19 protein-coding genes and 1 pseudogene are annotated in these 19,960 nt (G+C 51.4%); 7 read left to right on the top strand and 13 right to left on the bottom strand.

All coding sequences use genetic code 11. From position 1 onward, the window contains the following. Positions 1 to 107: 107 nt before the first annotated feature. The 4 genes from cmk to gyrA are packed head-to-tail and all read right to left on the bottom strand — an operon-like array spanning position 108 to position 6,102. A complete protein-coding gene (gene cmk, locus PSCS_RS13515; RefSeq protein WP_068812612.1) occupies positions 108 to 776 on the bottom strand; it encodes a (d)CMP kinase in 669 nt (222 codons plus the stop codon). After that, positions 776 to 2,686, bottom strand: a complete 1,911-nt coding sequence (locus PSCS_RS13510) for a prephenate dehydrogenase (RefSeq protein WP_068812611.1) — start codon at positions 2,684 to 2,686, stop codon at positions 776 to 778. The genes cmk and PSCS_RS13510 overlap by 1 nt, the downstream gene beginning before the upstream one ends. After that, the gene (gene pheA, locus PSCS_RS13505) at positions 2,673 to 3,524 is read right to left on the bottom strand and encodes a prephenate dehydratase (RefSeq protein WP_068812610.1); all 852 of its coding nucleotides are present in this window, start codon (positions 3,522 to 3,524) and stop codon (positions 2,673 to 2,675) included. Before pheA ends, PSCS_RS13510 begins: the two co-directional genes overlap by 14 nt. Then, the gene (gene gyrA / locus PSCS_RS13500; protein ID WP_068812609.1) at positions 3,517 to 6,102 is read right to left on the bottom strand and encodes a DNA gyrase subunit A; all 2,586 of its coding nucleotides are present in this window, start codon (positions 6,100 to 6,102) and stop codon (positions 3,517 to 3,519) included. The genes pheA and gyrA overlap by 8 nt, the downstream gene beginning before the upstream one ends. A 212-nt stretch (positions 6,103 to 6,314) precedes the next feature. Here gyrA and PSCS_RS13495 point away from each other — a divergent pair, with 212 nt between their 5' ends. From PSCS_RS13495 to PSCS_RS13470, 6 genes are all read left to right on the top strand, one after another. Next, positions 6,315 to 7,664, top strand: coding sequence for a TRZ/ATZ family hydrolase (locus PSCS_RS13495; RefSeq protein WP_229694568.1), 1,350 nt, complete (start codon positions 6,315 to 6,317; stop codon positions 7,662 to 7,664). After that, positions 7,661 to 8,410, top strand: a complete 750-nt coding sequence (gene ubiG, locus PSCS_RS13490; RefSeq protein ID WP_068812608.1) for a bifunctional 2-polyprenyl-6-hydroxyphenol methylase/3-demethylubiquinol 3-O-methyltransferase UbiG — start codon at positions 7,661 to 7,663, stop codon at positions 8,408 to 8,410. The genes PSCS_RS13495 and ubiG overlap by 4 nt, the downstream gene beginning before the upstream one ends. Then, positions 8,407 to 9,117 carry an HAD family hydrolase gene (locus PSCS_RS13485; protein ID WP_068812607.1) on the top strand — a complete coding sequence of 237 codons (711 nt, stop codon included), beginning with the start codon at positions 8,407 to 8,409 and terminating at the stop codon, positions 9,115 to 9,117. The genes ubiG and PSCS_RS13485 overlap by 4 nt, the downstream gene beginning before the upstream one ends. A gap of 5 nt (positions 9,118 to 9,122) precedes the next feature. After that, complete coding sequence (locus PSCS_RS13480; RefSeq protein ID WP_068812606.1) at positions 9,123 to 9,908, top strand: YciK family oxidoreductase; 786 nt, start codon at positions 9,123 to 9,125, stop codon at positions 9,906 to 9,908. Between the two features lie 153 nt (positions 9,909 to 10,061). Next, positions 10,062 to 11,003: a GGDEF domain-containing protein gene (locus PSCS_RS13475; RefSeq protein WP_068812605.1), complete on the top strand. Its 942-nt coding sequence runs from the start codon at positions 10,062 to 10,064 to the stop codon at positions 11,001 to 11,003. Positions 11,004 to 11,005: 2 nt separating this feature from the next. Next, on the top strand, positions 11,006 to 11,365 hold the full coding sequence (locus PSCS_RS13470) for a hypothetical protein (RefSeq protein ID WP_068812604.1): 360 nt from the start codon (positions 11,006 to 11,008) through the stop codon (positions 11,363 to 11,365). Positions 11,366 to 11,444: 79 nt separating this feature from the next. Here the strand turns inward: PSCS_RS13470 and rluB are convergent. The 5 genes and pseudogenes from rluB to PSCS_RS13445 form a co-directional block, all read right to left on the bottom strand. Beyond that, positions 11,445 to 12,203, bottom strand: a pseudogene (rluB, locus tag PSCS_RS13465) (23S rRNA pseudouridine(2605) synthase RluB); the annotation flags it as partial. Continuing rightward, positions 12,196 to 13,044 (bottom strand): SMC-Scp complex subunit ScpB, encoded by an 849-nt coding sequence (gene scpB / locus PSCS_RS13460; protein ID WP_188619113.1) that lies wholly within the window; start codon positions 13,042 to 13,044, stop codon positions 12,196 to 12,198. The gene scpB and the pseudogene rluB, both read right to left, overlap by 8 nt. Positions 13,045 to 13,058: 14 nt before the next feature. Then, positions 13,059 to 13,883: a segregation and condensation protein A gene (locus tag PSCS_RS13455; RefSeq protein ID WP_068812602.1), complete on the bottom strand. Its 825-nt coding sequence runs from the start codon at positions 13,881 to 13,883 to the stop codon at positions 13,059 to 13,061. After that, positions 13,883 to 15,097, bottom strand: coding sequence for a tryptophan--tRNA ligase (locus PSCS_RS13450; RefSeq protein WP_082866625.1), 1,215 nt, complete (start codon positions 15,095 to 15,097; stop codon positions 13,883 to 13,885). The genes PSCS_RS13455 and PSCS_RS13450 overlap by 1 nt, the downstream gene beginning before the upstream one ends. A 146-nt stretch (positions 15,098 to 15,243) precedes the next feature. Continuing rightward, positions 15,244 to 15,879, bottom strand: coding sequence for an L-threonylcarbamoyladenylate synthase (locus PSCS_RS13445; RefSeq protein ID WP_068812601.1), 636 nt, complete (start codon positions 15,877 to 15,879; stop codon positions 15,244 to 15,246). A 135-nt stretch (positions 15,880 to 16,014) separates the two neighbouring features. Between PSCS_RS13445 and PSCS_RS13440 the strand changes: the two genes are divergently transcribed. Beyond that, a complete protein-coding gene (locus tag PSCS_RS13440) occupies positions 16,015 to 16,314 on the top strand; it encodes a YciI family protein (RefSeq protein WP_068812600.1) in 300 nt (99 codons plus the stop codon). 65 nt (positions 16,315 to 16,379) lie between these two features. On the opposite strand, the gene PSCS_RS13435 is transcribed toward PSCS_RS13440, so the two are convergent. From PSCS_RS13435 to moaA, 4 genes are all read right to left on the bottom strand, one after another. Beyond that, entirely contained in the window at positions 16,380 to 16,982 is a 603-nt protein-coding gene (locus PSCS_RS13435; RefSeq protein ID WP_082866624.1) for a peptidylprolyl isomerase, read from the bottom strand. A gap of 84 nt (positions 16,983 to 17,066) precedes the next feature. Beyond that, a complete protein-coding gene (locus PSCS_RS13430) occupies positions 17,067 to 17,873 on the bottom strand; it encodes an exodeoxyribonuclease III (RefSeq protein WP_068812599.1) in 807 nt (268 codons plus the stop codon). Positions 17,874 to 18,373: 500 nt separating this feature from the next. Then, positions 18,374 to 18,868: a molybdenum cofactor biosynthesis protein B gene (gene moaB / locus PSCS_RS13425; RefSeq protein WP_068812598.1), complete on the bottom strand. Its 495-nt coding sequence runs from the start codon at positions 18,866 to 18,868 to the stop codon at positions 18,374 to 18,376. Between the two features lie 7 nt (positions 18,869 to 18,875). Continuing rightward, on the bottom strand, positions 18,876 to 19,952 hold the full coding sequence (moaA, locus tag PSCS_RS13420) for a GTP 3',8-cyclase MoaA (RefSeq protein WP_068812597.1): 1,077 nt from the start codon (positions 19,950 to 19,952) through the stop codon (positions 18,876 to 18,878). Positions 19,953 to 19,960: the final 8 nt, after the last annotated feature.

Genomic DNA, 19,960 nt, shown 5'->3' with positions numbered 1-19,960 from the left:
GCCAATGACAAAAAGCCTGAAAGCGAACATTGCTGGCTTCGCGATCAGACGACTTTAAAACTTGTTTTACCTTAATACCTGCCAGGCAAACCGTCCTGCCCAGGCACTCAGACTTTGCAAATATCCATAACCTTTTCAATTACTTGCTCGATGGACAAGGCAGTTGTATCAATCACCACCGCATCATCAGCAGGCCTTAATGGCGCCACAGCTCGTTGGCTGTCGCGCTCATCTCTGGCTTGTATATCTGCCAAAAGGTCGCCGATTTTAGCATCAATACCCTTTGCAATCAACTGCTTATACCGGCGCTCAGCCCGCTCTTCAGCACTGGCTGTCAGAAAAATTTTGTGGGCAGCATCATTAAAAACCACGGTTCCCATGTCGCGACCATCCGCTACCAGACCCGGCTCTTGACGAAAGCGCCGCTGCCGATCCAGCAATGCAGCTCTGACACCAGGTAGGGCAGCAACTTTTGATGCCATCGTGCCAGCCTGCTCACTACGAATCAAACGACTGACTTCCCGTTCTTCCAGATAGACGCTTTCATCATGCCCGGCTCCAAAGCGAATCTGTAGCGCAAGAGCCAGATCGCAAAGAGCAGCTTCATCATCAACCGGAATGTTCTGCTCGACGGCACTCAACCCCAGCAGACGGTACAAAGCACCACTATCCAGGTAATGCCACCCCAGCCTTTCGGCGGCCAGACGACTGATTGTTCCTTTCCCTGCCCCACCCGGGCCATCAATTGTCAGTACGGGAGGTCTGTTATCCGACACTATTCACTCCTGGGATGTTGTTGCTGATCACTGACAACCATACCCAGGTCGTTCAGTAATGCGATCAGGCCTGGATAAAACTGTCTGATGTTGCCGGCCTGACTGATGTTGCCGGATGTCACTGACGAGGCTGTCAGGGCCATGACACATAAGGCAAGCCATTCATCATGATGTGCATCAAATAACAAGTTCGATGGCAGGTCACTTTCCCGGCGAAGCGTGAATTGCACAATGTCTTCGTCCCCACCTGCTGGCGACAGCTCAGATAGCTCGATACCAACAGCCTGCAAAGGTTTGAGGCGATACCGCAGCTCCTGACCACGGGCTTGCGTCAACACTATCTGCAATGGCTCATTGACTCTGTTAAAAAACACAACAGCAAGCACTGCCAGCAGCAGTTCCTCATCATCAAGACTCTCTGTAATGGCTAGTGGTAAATCGTGAACCTCTGCTTTATCCAGCGCCGATGTCAGGAGCAGGTCGCCGTCTTGCTGCTGTTGCAAGGCTATCAGGCCATGGCTCTGCAAGAGTCTCAGAGGCTGGCTCATTGCCAGATCATCGCGCCACCCGGATCTTACACAGACCTGGTTACAGCCCTTTGAAATAGCCAGACCACTACCCACCAGTACCGCGAGTAATGCAATCATGAGACCATCTGCAGACAGGTACTTGTCAATCACCGGAGCGTTATCACCCGCATAACTGCCGCCTGAATAAACGGTAATGCAGCCATTATCCGGACCTGCTATCAAAGCGCCGTTTTCAATCTGACATCGAATAAAATCGCGAATTTCCCGGTTATCCGGGCAGCCATGCAGGGCTGTCACCTGGTTTTGCCTGGCGGCATCACTGATAGCTTCAAAAACGACCCGATTACTGGCCGAGAGCTGGCATTCGCCTTTTATCTGCTCGCTTTTTTGAAAACAAAGTACGCTGGCAGCAGGCGGCTTCTGTGAATCGACGTCTTTTTGCTGATTTTCATTCTCGCCCGCATGAAAACCCTGCTTCGCTTTCTGGCGCCGGGCATTAAATGAAGCCATAAAGTCGTCGCGCGCTGTCTTCGCCCTGGTAAACGCACCATGCAAAGTTTCACCATCCTGGGCAAGCATGCTGTCACGTGTGCTTTGCAGCCGCTCAATATAACGATCCAGTAATTCGGCTGTCGCCTTGCTGTTACTGAGGAATATGTCCCGCCACATGGTGGCATCGCTTGAAGCAATACGACTAAAATCGGCAAAACCGCCCGCCGCAAAATCAAAAACCTGCCAGGGCCGGTCCGGTTCACTAACCGACTCAATCAAGGTATTGACCAGATCAAAGGCCAGCAGATGAGGCAAATGACTGGTACCGGCCAGTATTTCATCATGCCGTTGCGCGCTCATTAAATGGACTTCAGCGCCTTGATGCTGCCACAGCATGACAACACGCCTGAGAGCCGATACGTTTGTGTTTCTGTCAGGCGTAATAATAACATTACGCCCAGTATAAAGATCACCTCTGGACGCAGCATAACCGGTTTGTTCTGAACCAGCTATCGGATGAGCGGGCACGACCCGATCCATTGAAGCGGCAAAGTAACACTGAGCATCAGCAACTACACTGCCTTTTACACTGGCCGCATCAGTGATAATGGTATTTCGGCTGACACAACCTGCCAGGATACTGAATATCCTTGCCACAGATCGGGTCGGCGTAGCCACCACCACGATATCAGCTTGAGGGGCCAGCTCAGTCATCTCATGTGACCACTGATCAATCACGCCATCGGCCTGAGCCTGACGTAGCGGCCTGTCATCCCTGCCGCAAGCCAGCACACGGTATGACGACTTATCAGCCAGGGCGCGGGCAATAGAGCCGCCTATTAACCCCAGGCCAACAATTAATACCGTTTGATGATCAACCGATGGCACGCGGATAAGACCCCAGATTCTTGATTTTTACCGTACACTGCGTCAGCTCAGAAAATACCTGGCGCACTGCCGGATCATCCATATGGCCTTCGAAATCGATGAAAAAAACGTATGACCAGACGCCATCTCTTGCTGGCCGTGTCTCGATTCGGGTCAGGCTGACCTGATATTTGTCAAAAGGAGCCAGTATTCTGAACAAGGCACCGGGCTTATTCTCGGCATAGACCAGAATGGATGTCTTGTCGCAACCCGTGCTCGATGTCTTGCCGTCACGAGACAGCACCAGAAAACGTGTGGTGTTGTTCTTTCTATCCTGAATGCCCGCATGCAGAATTTTCAACTGATAGGTACTTGCCGCCAACTCGCCGGCTATCGCTGCGGTGTCAGGGTCTGAGGCGGCCATTCTGGCAGCTTCCGCATTACTGGCCACATCCTGGCATTCAATGGCAGGAAAATGCTCGCGCAACCACAACCGGCACTGCCCCAGGGATTGCTTGTGTGACACGATCCGGCGAATCTGGCCCGGCTCTGCAACCGGGTTAACCAGAAAATTATGCTGAATAGGCAGGTATAGCTCAGCTATCGTGCGCAACGAAGTTTCTACCAGACAGTCCTGTGTTGTATTGACCGCACCTTCAGTCGAGTTCTCTACAGGAACGACACCCAGCTCAGCATTACCGGCCTCAACCGCCAGAAACACATCATCAATACTGGCTACGGGCTGCAGAGACATTGTCTCGCCTGCACAGCGGCTGGCTGCTTCGTGCGAGAAGGTCCCGGTCGGTCCCAGAAAGGCAACAGCGAGGTTCGCCGCTGCCTCTGAAACAGAATCACTCATCGCTGTCGCCAGATTCCGGTTCGTCAGCGCCATCGATCAGCTCAGCAGTTTCAGCATCGGCCACCTGCTCAATACCAACCAGGGTTTCGTCTTTTTTGAGCTTGATCAGTCTGACACCCTGGGTGTTTCGGCTGAGGACTGAAACTTCATCCACACGAGTGCGCACCAGCGTCCCTTTATTGGAGATCAGCATAATCTGATCACCCTCTTCGACCTGAACAGCACCAACCAAAGAACCATTTCGTTCACTGGTTTGCATGGCTATGACACCCTGGCCGCCACGACCGTAGACTGGAAATTCTTCGGTAGAAGTCCGTTTGCCGTAGCCATACTCACTCACGGTGAGCACCTGCTTTTCATCATCGGCAATGATCAGAGAGATCATTTCATGACCTTCAGCCATTTTGATACCGCGCACACCGCGAGCTGTCCGGCCCATGGCACGGACATCACTTTCTTTAAAGCGTATCGCCTTGCCGCTGCTGCTCAGCAGCATGATTTCCCGCTCCCCGTTAGTCAATGCGGTGCCAATCAGGCGATCGCCCTCATCAAGCTCGATCGCACGCAGCCCCACACTGCGAGGACGTGAGAAGTTTTCCAGCGGCGTCTTCTTGATGGTGCCGCGAAGTGTCGCCATCACGATAAAGTGACCCGCTTCATAATCATTTACCGGCAACATGCTGGTAATCTGCTCACCTTCTTCCAGCGGCAGAATATTAACCAAAGGCCGACCGCGGGATGTGCGGCTGGCTATTGGAATATTAAACACACGGATCCAGTAAACTTTACCAAAGCTGGAGAAACACAATAACGTATCGTGGCTGTTGGCAATCAGCAGGTGCTCGACCACGTCTTCATCTTTTACTGAGGCTGCCGCCTTGCCCATGCCACCCCGACGCTGAGCCTGATAGTCTGTCAGCGGTTGCGACTTGGCATACCCGCTTCGGGAGATGGTAACAACGCGGTCTTCCTGGGTAATCAGGTCTTCCATGGTCAGGTCCAGCTGCGAACCAACGATCTCAGTACGTCGTTCGTCAGCATAACTGTCCCTAACATGGTTCATCTCTTCACGCAGCACTTCAAACAGGCGTGACTCGCTGCCCAGGATCTCAAGAAAGTCTGCAATTTGTTTTAATAACTCTTTGTAATCATTGATAAGCTTTTCATGTTCAAGACCTGTCAGACGGTGCAATCTCAAGTCGAGGATTGCCTGTGCCTGAGCGGGTGAAAGGTAATATTCCTCCCCTTTCAAGCCAAACTCTTCCGGCAGTTCTTCCGGGCGGCAGGTATCGGCACCGCTGGCTTCCAGCATGGCCAGCACACTGGAAGACTGCCAGGAACGAGACAGCAACTTTTCTTTCGCCTCAGCCGAGCTAGGGGACTCCTTGATCAGCTGAATCACATCATCGATATTTGCCAGCGCCACTGCCAAACCTTCCAGGATATGGCCTTTTTCACGCGCTTTGCGCAACAGGTAAATCGTGCGCCTGGTGACGACTTCACGGCGATGACGCAGGAAGGCCTGCAGGATTTCTTTCAGGTTCAGCAGACGGGGCTCGCCATCGACCAGCGCAACCATGTTAATACCAAACACGGCCTGCATCTGAGTCTGGGCATACAGGTTATTCAGGACAACCTCACCCACCTCACCACGGCGAAGCTCGATGACAATCCGCAAACCATCTTTGTCGGACTCATCACGCAGCTCACTGATGCCTTCTATTTTTTTGTCTTTAACCAGCTCGGCGATCTTTTCAATCAGACGGGCCTTATTGAGCTGATAAGGAATCTCGGTAACGATAATGGTTTGACGACCATTCTTGGGGTCTTCAACAATCTCGGCACGAGCGCGCATATAAATGCGGCCGCGACCGGTTTTGTAAGCTTCGATAATGCCGGCTTTACCATTGATGATCGCGGCCGTTGGGAAATCAGGCCCAGTGACAAACTCCATCAACTCATCAATGCTGATGTCTTCATTGTCCAGCAAAGCCAGACTGGCATCGATCACTTCACCCAGATTATGGGGAGGAATATTGGTTGCCATACCAACGGCGATACCAGAAGAACCGTTAACCAGCAGGTTCGGAATCTGGGTCGGAAAAACATCCGGGATAATATCTGTGCCGTCATAGTTATCGGAAAAGTTGACGGTTTCCTTGTCAAGATCAGCCATCAAATCATGGGCGATACGCATCATGCGAATCTCGGTATAACGCATGGCGGCAGCCGCATCACCGTCGATAGAGCCAAAGTTACCCTGACCATCTACCAGGGGATATCGCAATGAGAAATCCTGGGCCATTCGCACGATAGTATCGTACACAGCAGAATCACCATGCGGATGGTATTTACCGATCACATCACCGACGACACGGGCAGATTTTTTGTAGGGTTTGTTCCAGTCATTATTGAGCACGTTCATCGCATAGAGAACACGACGGTGTACGGGCTTCAATCCATCTCTGACATCGGGCAGTGCTCGCCCGACAATGACACTCATTGCGTAAGCTAGGTAAGATTCCCGCATTTCGCTTTCTAGCGAAACGGGTAAAACCTGGTTGGTAGATTCCGTCATACGTTTTCCATTTTTTGGCCAGAATCAGCCTGACCATCCGCACCGGCTGGTGAAAAATCCGAATTGTTCGGCAATATGGCAAGGCATTAATTAACCGCCTAATTCTATCATAAAGGCCGCTATTCGCACATAACTATGGAATTAGAGGCGCAACAGCGATCCATCTGCCAGATTCAGGTATAATTCACGCCAAATTTATCCGGGAACACCTTATGACAGAGACAGAATCGAGGTCAGAGCCAGTGAAGTCCGTTGAGCTGATGATTCATGCCCGCTGGATCATTCCCGTGGATGCGGATAACCGCTTACTGGAACACCACACGGCCGTGGTTGATGGCGGACGCATCCTGGACTGCCTGCCACAAGACCAGGCACTTAGTCGCTACAAAGCCAGCCAACAGATCCGCCTAAACGATCATGTACTTATTCCCGGCCTGGTTAATGCGCATGGACATGCCGCGATGTCCTTGTTCCGCGGCATTGCTGACGATCTACCGTTACAAACCTGGCTGGAGTCGCATATCTGGCCACTCGAAGGCCAGTGGATCAGTGAAGATTTTGTTTATCAGGGAACTCAGTTGGCCATCGCCGAAATGCTCAGGGGCGGCACAACCTGTTTTGCCGACATGTATTTCTTTCCGGAAAGCTCTGCGCAGGCCGCTTCAGATGCAGGCATACGAGTACAGCTGGCAACGCCAATCATTGACTTTCCCACACCCTGGGCCAACACCACTGATGAGGCCATACACAAGACAACAACACTGCACGACAACTGGCGCAACAGCACCCTGGTCAGCGTCGCTTTTGGTCCACATGCGCCGTATACCGTTTCCGATGAGCCGATAAAACGTATCATCACCCTGGCTGAGGAACTGGATGTACCTATTCACATGCATATCCATGAAACACAGCAGGAGGTCGATGACGCTATTGCTGCAACCGGGATGCGACCTATTGAGCGTCTAGACAAGCTGGGTTTATTAAGCCCTCGCCTGCTCTGTGTGCACGGCACAGCATTAAATGACGACGATATCGAACGACTTCAGCAGTCAGGCAGTTCAGTCGTGCACTGCCCGGAATCCAACCTGAAGCTGGCCAGTGGCTTTTGCCCGGTACACACATTGCAGCAACAGGGTATCAATGTTGCACTCGGTACTGATGGGGCGGCCAGCAATAACGATCTTGATATGTTTGGCGAGCTTTCCACCGCCGCCATGCTGGCTAAAGCCGTAGCTAAAGATGCCGCCGCCCTGCCCGCCACGGAGGCGTTGCGCATGGCCACCATCAATGGTGCACGCGCGATGGGAATGGATCAGGAAATCGGCTCACTGGAAGCAGGCAAGCTGGCTGATATCGTAGCCGTGCGCATGGATGAACTGAACAGCCTGCCACTGTACAATCCCGTCTCGCAACTGGTGTACAGTACGCGCAGCGACCAGGTATCGCATGTCTGGGTTGGAGGCCGTCAGCTTATTAACGATGGCAAATTCACTTCGCTGAATATCAGTAAAATCACCGATCAAACCAAGAACTGGCAATCTCGCCTGGGTAACACGCCATGACAACAGCACAGCAAAAAGAGCAAACAGCCTCTAACCAGAATCGTGATGATGCTGAAATCCGTAAATTTGAGGCGCTGGCGTCTCGTTGGTGGGATCCGAACAGCGAATTCAAACCCCTGCACGAGATTAACCCTTTGCGCATGGGCTTTATCAATCGCAAGGTCAATCCTGCTGGCCAGCGCTGTATCGATATTGGCTGCGGTGGCGGCATCCTTAGTGAAGCGCTGGCACATCAGGGTGCTGATGTAACGGCAATCGACCTGGCTGAAGCCTCACTGGCGGTTGCCCGCCTTCATCAACTGGAGAGCGGGCTCGATATTCGCTATGAAAATATTGCTGCCGAGGCCATGGCTGACCGTGAGGCAGGACAGTATGACATTGTCACCTGCCTGGAAATGCTCGAACACGTACCCGATCCGGCTGCGATAGTGTCAGCCTGCGCCAAGCTGGTCAGGCCTGGCGGTCATATTTTCCTGTCCACGATTAATCGCAATCCGAAAGCCTGGCTGTTTGCCATTGTGGGCGCCGAATATGTACTAAATCTGCTGCCCCGGGGCACACATGATTACGCGCACTTTATCAAACCATCCGAGCTTGCATTCTGGTGCCGCCAGGCCGGCTTGCAGCAAGGTGAGCTGACAGGCATGACTTACAATCCGCTGACCAAAAAATATCGCCTGGAAAATGACGTCTCTGTTAATTACCTCGTCCATTATACTAAGCCCGACGAGGAAAAAGCGGTATGACGCAGACTGTTTCCAGCCAAGGAACAGCAGATGCGGTGTTGTTTGATCTCGATGGCACACTGTTAGACAGTGCCGCCGATTTTGCAGCCGTCATTGCTGACTTTTGCCAGGAATATGGTTGGCAGGAACCATCGCAGCAGGCATTACACCAAAAAGTGTCAGCCGGCGCCCGAGCCATGCTGACACTGGCATCCGGAATCCCGGATTCGGCACCTGAATTTGGCAAACTGCTGGAAGAATTTCTTGACCGTTACGAGCAACAAATTCGCGAGCCAGTCGCAGACCTTTACCCCGGCATTCCGGCTTTGCTTGAGTCACTTGAAAATCACCGGATTCCCTGGGGCATTGTCACCAACAAACCGGTTCGGTTCAGCAAACCCATTCTGCAATCACTCGGCATCCACCGCACATGCGCGACGCTGATATGCCCTGACCATGTTAAGACACGCAAGCCATCGCCAGAACCTTTATTGCTTGCTGCCCGGCAGCTTGGCCTGCAGCCGCAGCAATGTATTTATGTAGGTGACCACCAGCGCGATATACAGGCAGGTCATGCCGCTGACATGAAAACAGTCGCCGCGGGATATGGTTACTTGCCCTTGCCCAATAACGATGACGAACTCGGGATCCAGGACTGGAATGCTGACTATATCGTGGACAATGTTGCTGAACTTCACTCCCTTTTACTACGTTTACTTGCAAGGTAACTCGCATGACTAGCACTTATACAATGACGTCACCTGACTTAACGAATAAAACCATCCTGGTAACAGGCGCTGGTGACGGTATTGGCAAAGCCGCTGCTATGGCCTATGCCCGCCAGCAGGCACAAGTCATATTACTGGGTCGCACTCAGGAAAAGCTGGAAGCAGTCTACGACGCAATAATGGCGGAAGGGCTCCCGGAACCCATTATCCACCCGCTGGATCTGGCTACCGCCATCCAGGATGACTACAACGCCCTGGGTGAAGCGATCACATCACAATTCGGCAAGCTTGACGGGTTACTGCACAACGCCTCTATTCTGGGAGGAACCAGCCCGATTCAATATTACCCGGCGGAAAACTGGGACAAGGTTATTCAGGTCAATGTTAACGCAGTATTCAAGCTCACCAGAGCCACCCTCGCCGCATTACAGGCCGCAGAAGATGCCCGCATATTGCTGACCTCCTCCAGTGTCGGTCGACAAGGTCGAGCTTATTGGGGAGCCTATGCCGTCTCAAAATTTGCCACCGAAGGATTCATGCAGGTACTGGCCGATGAACTGGGCAACACGTCTAACGTGAGGGTGAACACCATAAACCCCGGTGCCACCAGAACATCCATGCGACGCGCCGCCTATCCTGCCGAGGATCCGGCCACACTGCCTACGCCGGAATCCCTGATGCCTGCCTACCTCTACCTGATGGCGCCGCAAAGTCAGCACCTGCACGGCGAAGCGATCGAAATCAGAGAGTTACTGGCAAGAATCAATAATGATGTTGCCTCCGCCAATTAATTGAACGTCACTTTGCCGGGAGCGGCAATTTATTGCCACTCCCACGCCTTAACAGAACATACAGCAAACCTATCCATCTGATATTATTAGCTATTCTCTTGTTGGCACGTTTCTCGCTTAGCTTTTGCCAGAACATATTCCAGGGAGAAAGCTATGGAATTGGCAAAAGCAACACTAGACAGCCAGGACCAACAACGCAGTCATTCAGCTTCTGCTGACAAAAAAGCAGGCGATAAAAACCTGTCCGCCCTGTATTGGCGACTTCTTAGCCAGCTTCAGGCCTCCCTGCATAATCAGCAGATTCTGGCGACTTTCCACGAACGTGTTGCTGAACATTTTGCCATTGACGGTATCAGCTATGCAGCCTACCCGCAGGCAGATCTTTTATTGATCGGTGAACAACAGCCTCACCAGGCTGCCTACCGGCTGCGCGCCCGTGATGACGACTTTGGAGAACTCACCCTCTTCCGTCACAAGCGCCTCCTGCCTGAGGAGCTTGCCGACCTGGAACTACTGCTCGGCACATTAATATCCCCCTTACGAAACGCCCGCCAATACCAGAATGCCATTAAAGCATCACGCAAGGACCCTTTGACGGGGCTGGGCAACCGCATGGCAATGACTGAGCAGCTCGAACAGGAAATCGCCATTGCCAATCGTCACCAAAGACCTCTGTCTTTGATGTTGCTTGATATTGATAAATTCAAATCCGTTAATGATACACACGGACATCAGGTTGGAGACCAGGTACTGAGACAATTCAGTGACTTGCTGGGCAGGCTGAACCGACAATCGGATCAGAGTTACCGCTTTGGTGGCGAAGAGTTTGTCATCATTCTTCGCGACACCGAAGCAAAAGGCGCCATGGTTGCAGCAGAAAGAATCCGCAATGCAATAGCCAGTCAGACCATCACTGCCAATCAGGCAGACTTTCAGATTACTGCCAGTATCGGCCTGGCAGCATACCAGTCGGGCGACAGCACGGATTCTATGATCAGGCGTGCCGACATGGCCATGTACAAGATTAAAAATCGCGGTGGAAATGATTTCTGCTGTGCAGAAAATACCCATCTAATCCACTCAACGGGAGAGTGATCATGCAAGCAGGAACGAGCGCATCACCGCTGAGCACTGATTCACAAACGCTTACAGACGGGAACCTTCTTGACAAAAGCCACGCCCTTGCGGCGCTGCAACGTCGATTGCTCAACCGCCTGACCAAAGGCATTGGCATGGACGGGCTGCATTATCATAATGCCGACCTTGACGTTGATATTCGCCTGGGCAAGTCAGCCCGACACACTTGCGAATACCGGCTGCTGATGACGGATACTTACCTGGGAGAGATCAGTTTTACCCGTGACCAGCGCTTCACTGAACAGGAGCTCCAGTTAATCGAGGCATTAATACCTAAATTAGTTGAGCAGCTAAAAAGCAGCCTGGAGCCCGGTAACTGATACTGTCTTGTATGATGTATTGACCCGACTAGCGCCTGTGTTTGCGTTGTCGGGCAGGCCGGCGCGTCGTTCCTGATGGCGGTGCTAACTCAACAGTCTCATACAAGCCGATCACCTCAGGCACTTTCATTTCATAGAACTGTCCCTGTTTCACCCGGCTCGGGATAAACACCGGTCCATATCGTACCCGTTTCAGTCTGCTCACCCTGACGCCCTGAGATTCCCATAAGCGTCGGACTTCACGGTTCCGCCCTTCCATAATCACAACGTGATACCAGCGATTGCGCCCCTCTCCGGCGTAATACTGCACATCAGTAAAGCGACACAGATGTCCGTCACCATCAAGATCAACACCACGTTTGACAGTTTCAATCATTTCATCACTGACTTCGCCATTGATCCGTACCGCATACTCCCGGTCGATACCTGAAGACGGGTGCATCAAACGATTAGCCAATTCCCCGTCAGTGGTAAAAAGCAAAAGCCCACTGGTATTGAAATCAAGCCGCCCTACCGCGACCCAGCGACCATGCTTAATAGGAGGCAAATGATCGAAAACCGAGATACGACCTTCAGGGTCATTGCGCGAACAAATTTCCTGCTCGGGTTTGTTATAAAGTAAAACCCGGGTCATCTCCTGATTCGCGGCTGTATTGGCAACTTTCTTGCCGTCAACCGTAATGGCATCATCAGCACTGACACGATCGCCCAGTGTCGCTGTTTTACCATTGACAATGACACGCCCTTCGCCGATCCAGCCTTCCATTTCACGACGGGATCCGAACCCGGCACGGGCAAGGACTTTCTGTAATTTCTCGTCATTAACGACGTCACTCATTCTCTTCTTCCTGCTTGCGGCCGTAACCTAGTATGTCATCCAGTGGTCGCTTGGCCAGCGCCATTGCTTCATCTTCATCCAGCAATGACTGCTCATCAACCGGTTCTGTTTCTTCTGCACCTTCGGGTGCTGTTTCCTCGGGCAAGTCCAGCACCCTGCCACCTGTGTCTTCACCCAGATCCAGCTCCGGATTGAGTTGATCCAGGTCTCTTATTTCAGATAAGGGCGGCAATTCTTGCAGGCTTTTCAAATTAAAGTAATCAAGAAATTGTCTGGTCGTTGCAAACATGGCAGGACGTCCCGGGACATCCCGATGCCCAACCACGCGAATCCACTCCCGGTCCAGCAACGTCCGGATAATAGTTGAGCTAACGGCCACCCCCCTGATCTCTTCAATGTCACCACGGGTAATAGGCTGACGATAGGCGATCAAGCCCAGTGTCTCCAATAAGGCACGGGTATAACGTTGTGGTCGCTCTTCAGACAGTCGGGCCACCCATGGGCTAAGTGTCTGCCTGACCTGATAACGGAACCCTGATGCCACTTCCTTTAGCTCAAACCCCCTGTTTTCACAGCGCTCAGCAATGGTTACCAGCGCTTCGCGAATCTGTTCATTCTCCGGGCGTTCTTCTTCCAGAAAGATCGCCGCCAGTGAATTCACGGACATTGGCCGGCCCGATGAAATCAAGACCGCCTCCAGTATTTGCACCAATGTTTCAGGGTCAATCTCCTGAGGGGGCTGATCAATTGTTTCCAGCGCTTCCTCAACCTCTGGCGTTGCAACCTCACTCTCCACGTCACTGTCTTGGATTTCGTCAAGTTGATCTTCAGTTTCGTTCATTATGTTTCCTGACTCTAACTCTTGGCTTTGATGTGGATAGGGGCAAATGGCTCATGTTGGACAATCTCAACCAATGAGTCCTTGATCAACTCCATCACGGCCAGGAAGGTCACAACCACGCCGAGTCGCCCCTCCTCTTTCATCAATAGTGAAACCAGTGGCACAAAGCGCTCACTCGATAAGCGCACCAGTATTTCACCCATCTTTTCTCGCGTTGACAATGTTTCTCTTTGCACCTGATGGCTTTCAAACATGTCTGCCCGACGCAATGCTCCAGCCAGGGCCGCCAGTATTTCCTGTAATTCCACAACCGGATCTGGTGTCTGACGATCAAATTGTGGTTGCTGGATACCTGCTATATGAATGTCGCGCTCAACACGAGGCAGCTCATCAAGATCTTCTGCTGCTTTCTTGTAACGCTCGTATTCCTGCAAACGACGAATCAGCTTGGCTCGCGGATCCTCTTCGTCTTCTTCTTCGTCTTTGGTGCGCGGCAGCAACATTCTTGACTTGATCTCTGCCAGCATGGCTGCCATTACCAGATACTCCGCCGCCAGTTCAAACTGATGTGCTTCCATCAACTCAACGTATGCCATGTACTGCTCAGTAATCATGGAGACATCAATATCCAGAATATCTATATTCTGACGCTTGATCAGATATAACAGCAGATCCAGCGGTCCTTCAAATGCCTCCAGAAACACTTCCAGCGCATCCGGTGGTATATAAAGGTCATTGGGAAGTTGAGTGACAGCCTGACCCGCAACATAAGCAAACGGCATTTCATGCTGAGAATGCTCTTCGCTCTGTTCTGTACCCTGCGGATCTTGCACCTGCATTATCGATATCCCAAACCCATGGCTTCCCTGACATCACGCAAGGTATCACGTGCTGTCTCCCGCGCCTGTTCAGCACCTTCGGCCAGAATAGCACGAACCACATCAGGCTCCTTCTCATACTGGGCCGCTCTCTCCTGAATAGGCTCGAGTTCAGCAATGACAGCATCAATAACCGGCTTTTTACAGGCCAGACAGCCAATACTGGCATTGCGACAACCTTGTTGCACCCAGCTTCTGGTATCTTCATCCGAATACACTTCATGAAGCTGCCAGACGGGACATTTGTCCGGATCACCCGGGTCACTTAACCTGACTCGAGCCGGATCAGTGGGCATGGTATTGATCTTTTTGGCAACCTGATCCAGGTCTTCGCGCAACGGGATGGTATTACCGTAAGACTTGGACATTTTCTGGCCGTCCAGCCCGGGCATACGTGAAGCTGGCGTTAACAGCGCCTGTGGTTCTGACAGGATCATTTTACCGCCGCCTTCCAGGTAACCTAACAGCCTTTCCCGGTCACCCAGGGAGATATTCTGCTGCTCCATGATCAACGCCTGTGCACGCTCCAGCGCATCTGCATCACCCTTTTCCTGATAGGCATTGCGAAGGTTGTTGTACAGTCGCGCCGCCTTCTTGCCCATTTTCTTGGCAGCCGCTTCTGCATTTTCTTCAAAACCAGGCTCTTTACCGTAAAGGTGATTAAAACGACGGGCCACTTCCCGGGTCAGCTCAACGTGGGCAACCTGATCCGCGCCAACAGGGACATGACCGGCCCGATAAATCAGAATATCGGCACTTTGCAGCAACGGATAGCCCAGAAAACCATAAGTCTCAAGGTCTCTGTCTTTGAGTTTTTCCTGCTGATCTTTATACGTAGGTACGCGCTCCAACCAGCCCAGCGGTGTCATCATTGAGAGCAACAAATGCAGCTCAGCATGTTCAGGTACCCGCGACTGCACAAACATGGCAGCAGAACCGGGGTTAACACCGGCAGCCAGCCAATCAATCACCATATTGATGACATTGTCTTCCAGTTGGCCTGGAGACGCATAATCTGTGGTCAGGGCATGCCAGTCAGCAACAAAGAAAAAGCATTCGTATTCATGTTGCAGTTTTACCCAGTTCTTCAATACGCCATGGTAATGGCCTAAATGCAAACGTCCTGTTGGCCTCATGCCTGACAGTACACGTTTCTGTGACTCCGAGGTTGACAAAGTGAACTCCTGTCCTGTGAAACGATAACGCTATAGCGCAAACCAGCGATTGCGCGTTAACTGTTATTTAAAAAACCATTATCGCACGATTTTTGCGACTACCGCACCGCTCAATTCACGCTCATTCGCGCCGGGCTTTACGACGCTCAGGCCTCAAAGGGACTCGGGTCACCTAAACCGACCCTGACGATATCTGGTACGCCATCCACCAGGTCAACAACCGTGGTCGGCTCTACACCGCAGGCACCACTTTCGATGATGAGATCAACCTGATTACCAAGTTGCTCTTCAATTTCAAAAACCTCTGATAATGGCAAATCATCCCCGGGAAGTATCAAACTGGTACTCATAAAAGGTTCGCCAACAGCTTCCAGTAAAGCCTGTGTGACTGGATGATCCGGTACACGCAGACCAATGGTCTTTCGCTTGGGGTGCATTAACCGGCGCGGCACCTCAGCAGTTGCTGACAGTAAAAAGGTATAGGGTCCCGGCGTAAAAGCTTTCAGCAATCGGTACGCTGTATTACTCACCCGGGCATAGGTCGCCAATTCCGACAAATCACGGCACATCAGGGTAAAATTATGCTTGTCAGCCAGTTGGCGAATCCGGCGGATTTTCTCCAGAGCAGCCTTGTCACCAATATGACAGGCCAATGCATACGTTGAATCAGTCGGATAAACAATGACATCACCAGCCATTAGTTGCTGAGCGGCCTGGCGAATCAATCGCGGCTCCGGGTCTACCGGATGTATCTTTAATATTTGGGCGGAGCGTTTTGCCATATACCAAAATCCTGTTATGCGTGAAACTGCCAGGCCTGTTCGTGCCTGATTAAAACTGCCAATATATATGCTTGCCTGCACTCAAGCGGCTTTCAAAAACATTAAACTAAAACACAATCAAAAACGGAAAACACTATGCTTTACGCCATTATTAGCGAAGATGTTCCAAACAGCCTGCCTTTACGACTACCGGTGCGACCCGATCACTTGAAGCGTGTACAGGCACTGGCTGATGCAGGCCGCCTGGTCATTGCCGGCCCCCACCCTGCACAGGACAGTGAAGACCCGGGTGATGCGGGATTCACAGGCAGTTTGATCATCGCTGAATTTGATTCATTGAGCGAAGCAGAAGCCTGGGCAGCCGGAGATCCTTACCAGAGCGCTGGCGTCTATGCTTCAGTCACCGTTAAGCCTTTTAAAAAAGTGTTACCGTAACAGACCAGAGTCGGCAACCGGGTTCAATCATTGCGAGCGAACCCGGTACTGCGCAGGAGCTGATCTTAATCCCAGGTCGGTGCTGGTTTCAATGCAGGAAACTGTTCATCCAGAATACCATTCCATTCCGCCAGAATATCTGCTTTTTGTTGCAAGACGCCCGAGTAATCTCCTCGAATCTCAATCGATTCAATCTGGTCACCTCTGCGTATTGCATTGACAACATCCATACCACGGGTTACTACACCAAAAACGGAATGCAAACCATCCAGGTGAGGTGTAGGCACGTGTGTAATGAAAAACTGACTGCCTTCTGTTCCCGGTCCGGCATTTGCCATTGATAAAATCCCCGGCCGGTTATGACGCAGGTTGTTTTCACCGGCGAACCGATAACCCGGACCACCCCGGCCTGTTCCCTCCGGGTCCCCCCCCTGAATCATAAAACGCGGCTCGACTCGATGAAACAACAAACCATCATAAAACCCCCGCTCAGCCAGGTTCACAAAATTCGCCACCGAGGTGGGTGCTGCATCAGGCCGAAGCCGAAGTTCTATATCACCCTTATTGGTTGCAATAACAGCCGAAAGCTGTGCCTGGGCCACACTCGAAAAACCAAACAACAATGCTGCCAGTAACCCCGTACACCAGCACAACAAACGTTTACTCATCAATTATTACTCCCGACTATCTGAACCTTGTTAACACACTGCGTTAGTAAGGACACTGTGTTATTCACGTAAACATCACCCAGACTACCATCCCGACTGATGGCTGAGTTCATCCAAATCCCCATCCAGCTCAAGCAGAACCGGCACATGGTCAGAAAAATTCAACTCACGGTAAATGGTAACGCGTTTGATGCGATGGCGTAATCCCGGATTGATCATGTGGTAATCAAGCCGCCATCCGGCATTTGTCTCTTTTGCCCGGCTGCGCTGTGACCACCAGGTATAATGCCCCGCCCCCTGAGTCAGGTCCCTGAAGGCATCCACCATCCCCAACTCAGCAGTCAAACGGTCCAGCCAGGCCCGCTCCTCCTCAAGAAATCCAGGTTTACGTTGGTTGGCCTGCCAGTTTTTCAGGTCATCCCGTCGGTGACACATATTCCAGTCACCACAAACAACCAGTTGGCGCCCTGTTTGCTTCAGCGCCTGCAATTCACCGTACAGGCTCTGCAAACTGGACATCTTGATCGCTTGTCTGTCCTCGCTGCTACGACCTGAGGGCAGATACAAACAAATGATGGTCAAGTTAGCAATATCCAGCCGCAAATAGCGTCCCTCTGAATATGACACCTCCTCGTCGTAACCTTTTTGGCAGTTATCCGCCGTTACCCGGCTGTAAATGGCGGTACCAGAGTAACCTTTTCGCTCTCCAGCATGCAGGTAACACTCAAAACCGTCTGGATGGTACACCGAGTCCAGTAATTGCTCGGGTTGTGCTTTTATCTCCTGAAGGCAAACAAAGTCTGCATTTTGCTGACTTATCCAATCATAAAGGCCTTTTTTCGCCGAAGATCTCACTCCATTACAGTTAAATGTAATTATCCTTACCGACAATGTGTTACCTCAACTCAACGCTATTTTGTTACCGATCATCGTTATTTACACTTTTTTTACCAAAAGGTGTTACTTTATTTCGCAGTTGTGTTACTATACTCACCGTTGCTTAGGCGCACAACGCTAAATGCAACGACGGATCGTAACACCAACATCGATTTTTGCCCTTTAAGGAGAGTTTTTCATGAGCGAACTGATTATCAGCGCACGAGCCGCACTTGTAACCGCAGCCATCGTTACTGCGTCTATCGCAGTGCCTGTGCTGACAGTACTGGCAACTAATTAATCCGGCCCAGCCGGGTTATTGCCAGCACTGGCGGTTACTCTCGGAAACGTGCAGAAATTGGCGTAACTAATTCCCGCACGAATTAACAGATATACGCTTAATTCGTGCAGCTTTAAGTTTTACACCCGCTGGATGGTACTTATAACCGGTCGATGGCGACTCACCTGCCACGACCGGTTTCTTTTTGTCCTGCAAAAAGTGAAGAGAGCACTGGCTAGCTAACCAGCTTTTCCACAAAATTACATGGCTTATGAGCCGCATTCAGCTGCTCAGCAATCAATCCTTCCCACGCTGTACGACAAGCGCCAGTAGAACCTGGCATGCAGAAAATAATGGTATTGTTACTTAGGCCGGCAATCGCTCTGGACTGCATGGAAGAGCTGCCTATTTCCGCATGGGAAAGCATGCGAAACAGCTCGCCAAACCCTTCGATTGGTGTATCAAACAAGGGCTGAATCGCTTTTACTGTATTATCGCGCTTGGTAAACCCTGTACCACCAGTCAGCAACACGGCATTGACCGACTCATCAGCAACCAGTGTGGCAACTATCGCTCGCAACAAGTAGGTATCGTCTTTAACAATTTGCCTGGAAACGAGTTTGTGTCCGGCAAGCGTTACCTGCTCCTGCAAATATTTTCCTGAGGTATCAGTTTCTTCAGTTCGGGTATCAGAAACGGTTATTACGGCAATACTCAGAGACGACTGCATGTCTCGTCTAACCCCCTGTCATGTTCATCAAGCGAACGGGTTGTTCATAATCCTGTTCATAAAAGTGATGGCGCTCTGGTTTCAGGTCCATTGCCGAAATAATGTGCTCTCGCAAGCGTTCGTCCACTTCGGTTTCCGGAATATCACCCCAATTCTCAAGCCCTTCGAAATCACGACTTGGCTCGGCGTTTCCATCACGTATCACTTCCCGTAAGTCCATCGAGTGCTCATTACCCAGACAGAGCAACAAACGGCCTTCCACTGTGACCCTGACACGGTTACAGTCAGCACAGAAGTTATGGGACATAGGTGAAATAAAACCGAGCCGCCCTTGGCTGCCTGCAACTGAATAATACTTTGAAGGCCCTGCGGTACGTGAAACTGATGGCGTTAGTGTATACTCCGCCTCCAGTTTCTCCCTGACCCAGTCATTACTGCATACGGTTTCGTTCCGGTCATGATCCGAGGCCTGCCCCAGTGGCATTTCCTCAATAAAGGCAATATCGATACCCCGGCTAAGCGCATAATCAGCCAGCGGTAATACTTCATCATCGTTATACCCTTTCATAATAACGGTATTCAGACGAATACGATCAAAATCGTAGCGACGTGCCTCATCGATGCCAGCCAACACTTTATGCAGGTTGCCGACACGGGTAATACGTTTAAACCGGTCTTCCTGAAGACTATCGATGGAGATATTCATCCGGTTAACCCCTGCATCGCGCAACGGGCCGGCGAGTTTATCCAGACGCGCACCGTTGGTAGTCAGCAACAGCTCTTCCAGGCCAGGCAGCTTCCCTAACGCTGTAATGAGCGACATAACATTGCTTCGCACCATGGGTTCGCCACCGGTTAGTCGCAATTTCTTCACTCCCAACCGGGTAAAGGCACGGGCTACACGATAGATCTCCTCCAGGGTTAATACCTGGCGACGCGGCAAAAACTCCATATCTTCCGTCATGCAATACACACAGCGAAAATCGCATCTGTCAGTCACCGAGAGACGGACATAGTCAACCGTACGACCAAAACGGTCGATCAGTTTATTTTTGACTTTGTCTGATACTGCTGTCTCTACCATGCTGTTAC

The sequence above is a fragment of the Pseudohongiella nitratireducens genome (assembly GCF_001642735.1).
Taxonomy (GTDB): Bacteria; Pseudomonadota; Gammaproteobacteria; order Pseudomonadales; family Pseudohongiellaceae; genus Pseudohongiella; species Pseudohongiella nitratireducens.
Note: the sequence above shows the minus strand (reverse complement) of the source record. Positions and strands in the feature narration are given on the sequence as shown.

Excerpts from the sequence above, each read along its gene's own strand:
- moaA (WP_068812597.1), bottom strand. The coding sequence starts at position 19,952 with ATGGTAGAGACAGCAGTATCAGACAAAGTCAAAAATAAACTGATCGAC.
- PSCS_RS13475 (WP_068812605.1), top strand. The coding sequence starts at position 10,062 with ATGGAATTGGCAAAAGCAACACTAGACAGCCAGGACCAACAACGCAGT.
- gyrA (WP_068812609.1), bottom strand. The coding sequence starts at position 6,102 with ATGACGGAATCTACCAACCAGGTTTTACCCGTTTCGCTAGAAAGCGAA.
- scpB (WP_188619113.1), bottom strand. The coding sequence starts at position 13,044 with ATGAACGAAACTGAAGATCAACTTGACGAAATCCAAGACAGTGACGTG.
- PSCS_RS13440 (WP_068812600.1), top strand. The coding sequence starts at position 16,015 with ATGCTTTACGCCATTATTAGCGAAGATGTTCCAAACAGCCTGCCTTTA.
- moaB (WP_068812598.1), bottom strand. The coding sequence starts at position 18,868 with ATGCAGTCGTCTCTGAGTATTGCCGTAATAACCGTTTCTGATACCCGA.
- PSCS_RS13470 (WP_068812604.1), top strand. The coding sequence starts at position 11,006 with ATGCAAGCAGGAACGAGCGCATCACCGCTGAGCACTGATTCACAAACG.
- ubiG (WP_068812608.1), top strand. The coding sequence starts at position 7,661 with ATGACAACAGCACAGCAAAAAGAGCAAACAGCCTCTAACCAGAATCGT.
- pheA (WP_068812610.1), bottom strand. The coding sequence starts at position 3,524 with ATGAGTGATTCTGTTTCAGAGGCAGCGGCGAACCTCGCTGTTGCCTTT.
- PSCS_RS13485 (WP_068812607.1), top strand. The coding sequence starts at position 8,407 with ATGACGCAGACTGTTTCCAGCCAAGGAACAGCAGATGCGGTGTTGTTT.
- PSCS_RS13480 (WP_068812606.1), top strand. The coding sequence starts at position 9,123 with ATGACTAGCACTTATACAATGACGTCACCTGACTTAACGAATAAAACC.
- PSCS_RS13455 (WP_068812602.1), bottom strand. The coding sequence starts at position 13,883 with ATGCAGGTGCAAGATCCGCAGGGTACAGAACAGAGCGAAGAGCATTCT.
- PSCS_RS13445 (WP_068812601.1), bottom strand. The coding sequence starts at position 15,879 with ATGGCAAAACGCTCCGCCCAAATATTAAAGATACATCCGGTAGACCCG.
- PSCS_RS13495 (WP_229694568.1), top strand. The coding sequence starts at position 6,315 with ATGACAGAGACAGAATCGAGGTCAGAGCCAGTGAAGTCCGTTGAGCTG.
- PSCS_RS13435 (WP_082866624.1), bottom strand. The coding sequence starts at position 16,982 with ATGAGTAAACGTTTGTTGTGCTGGTGTACGGGGTTACTGGCAGCATTG.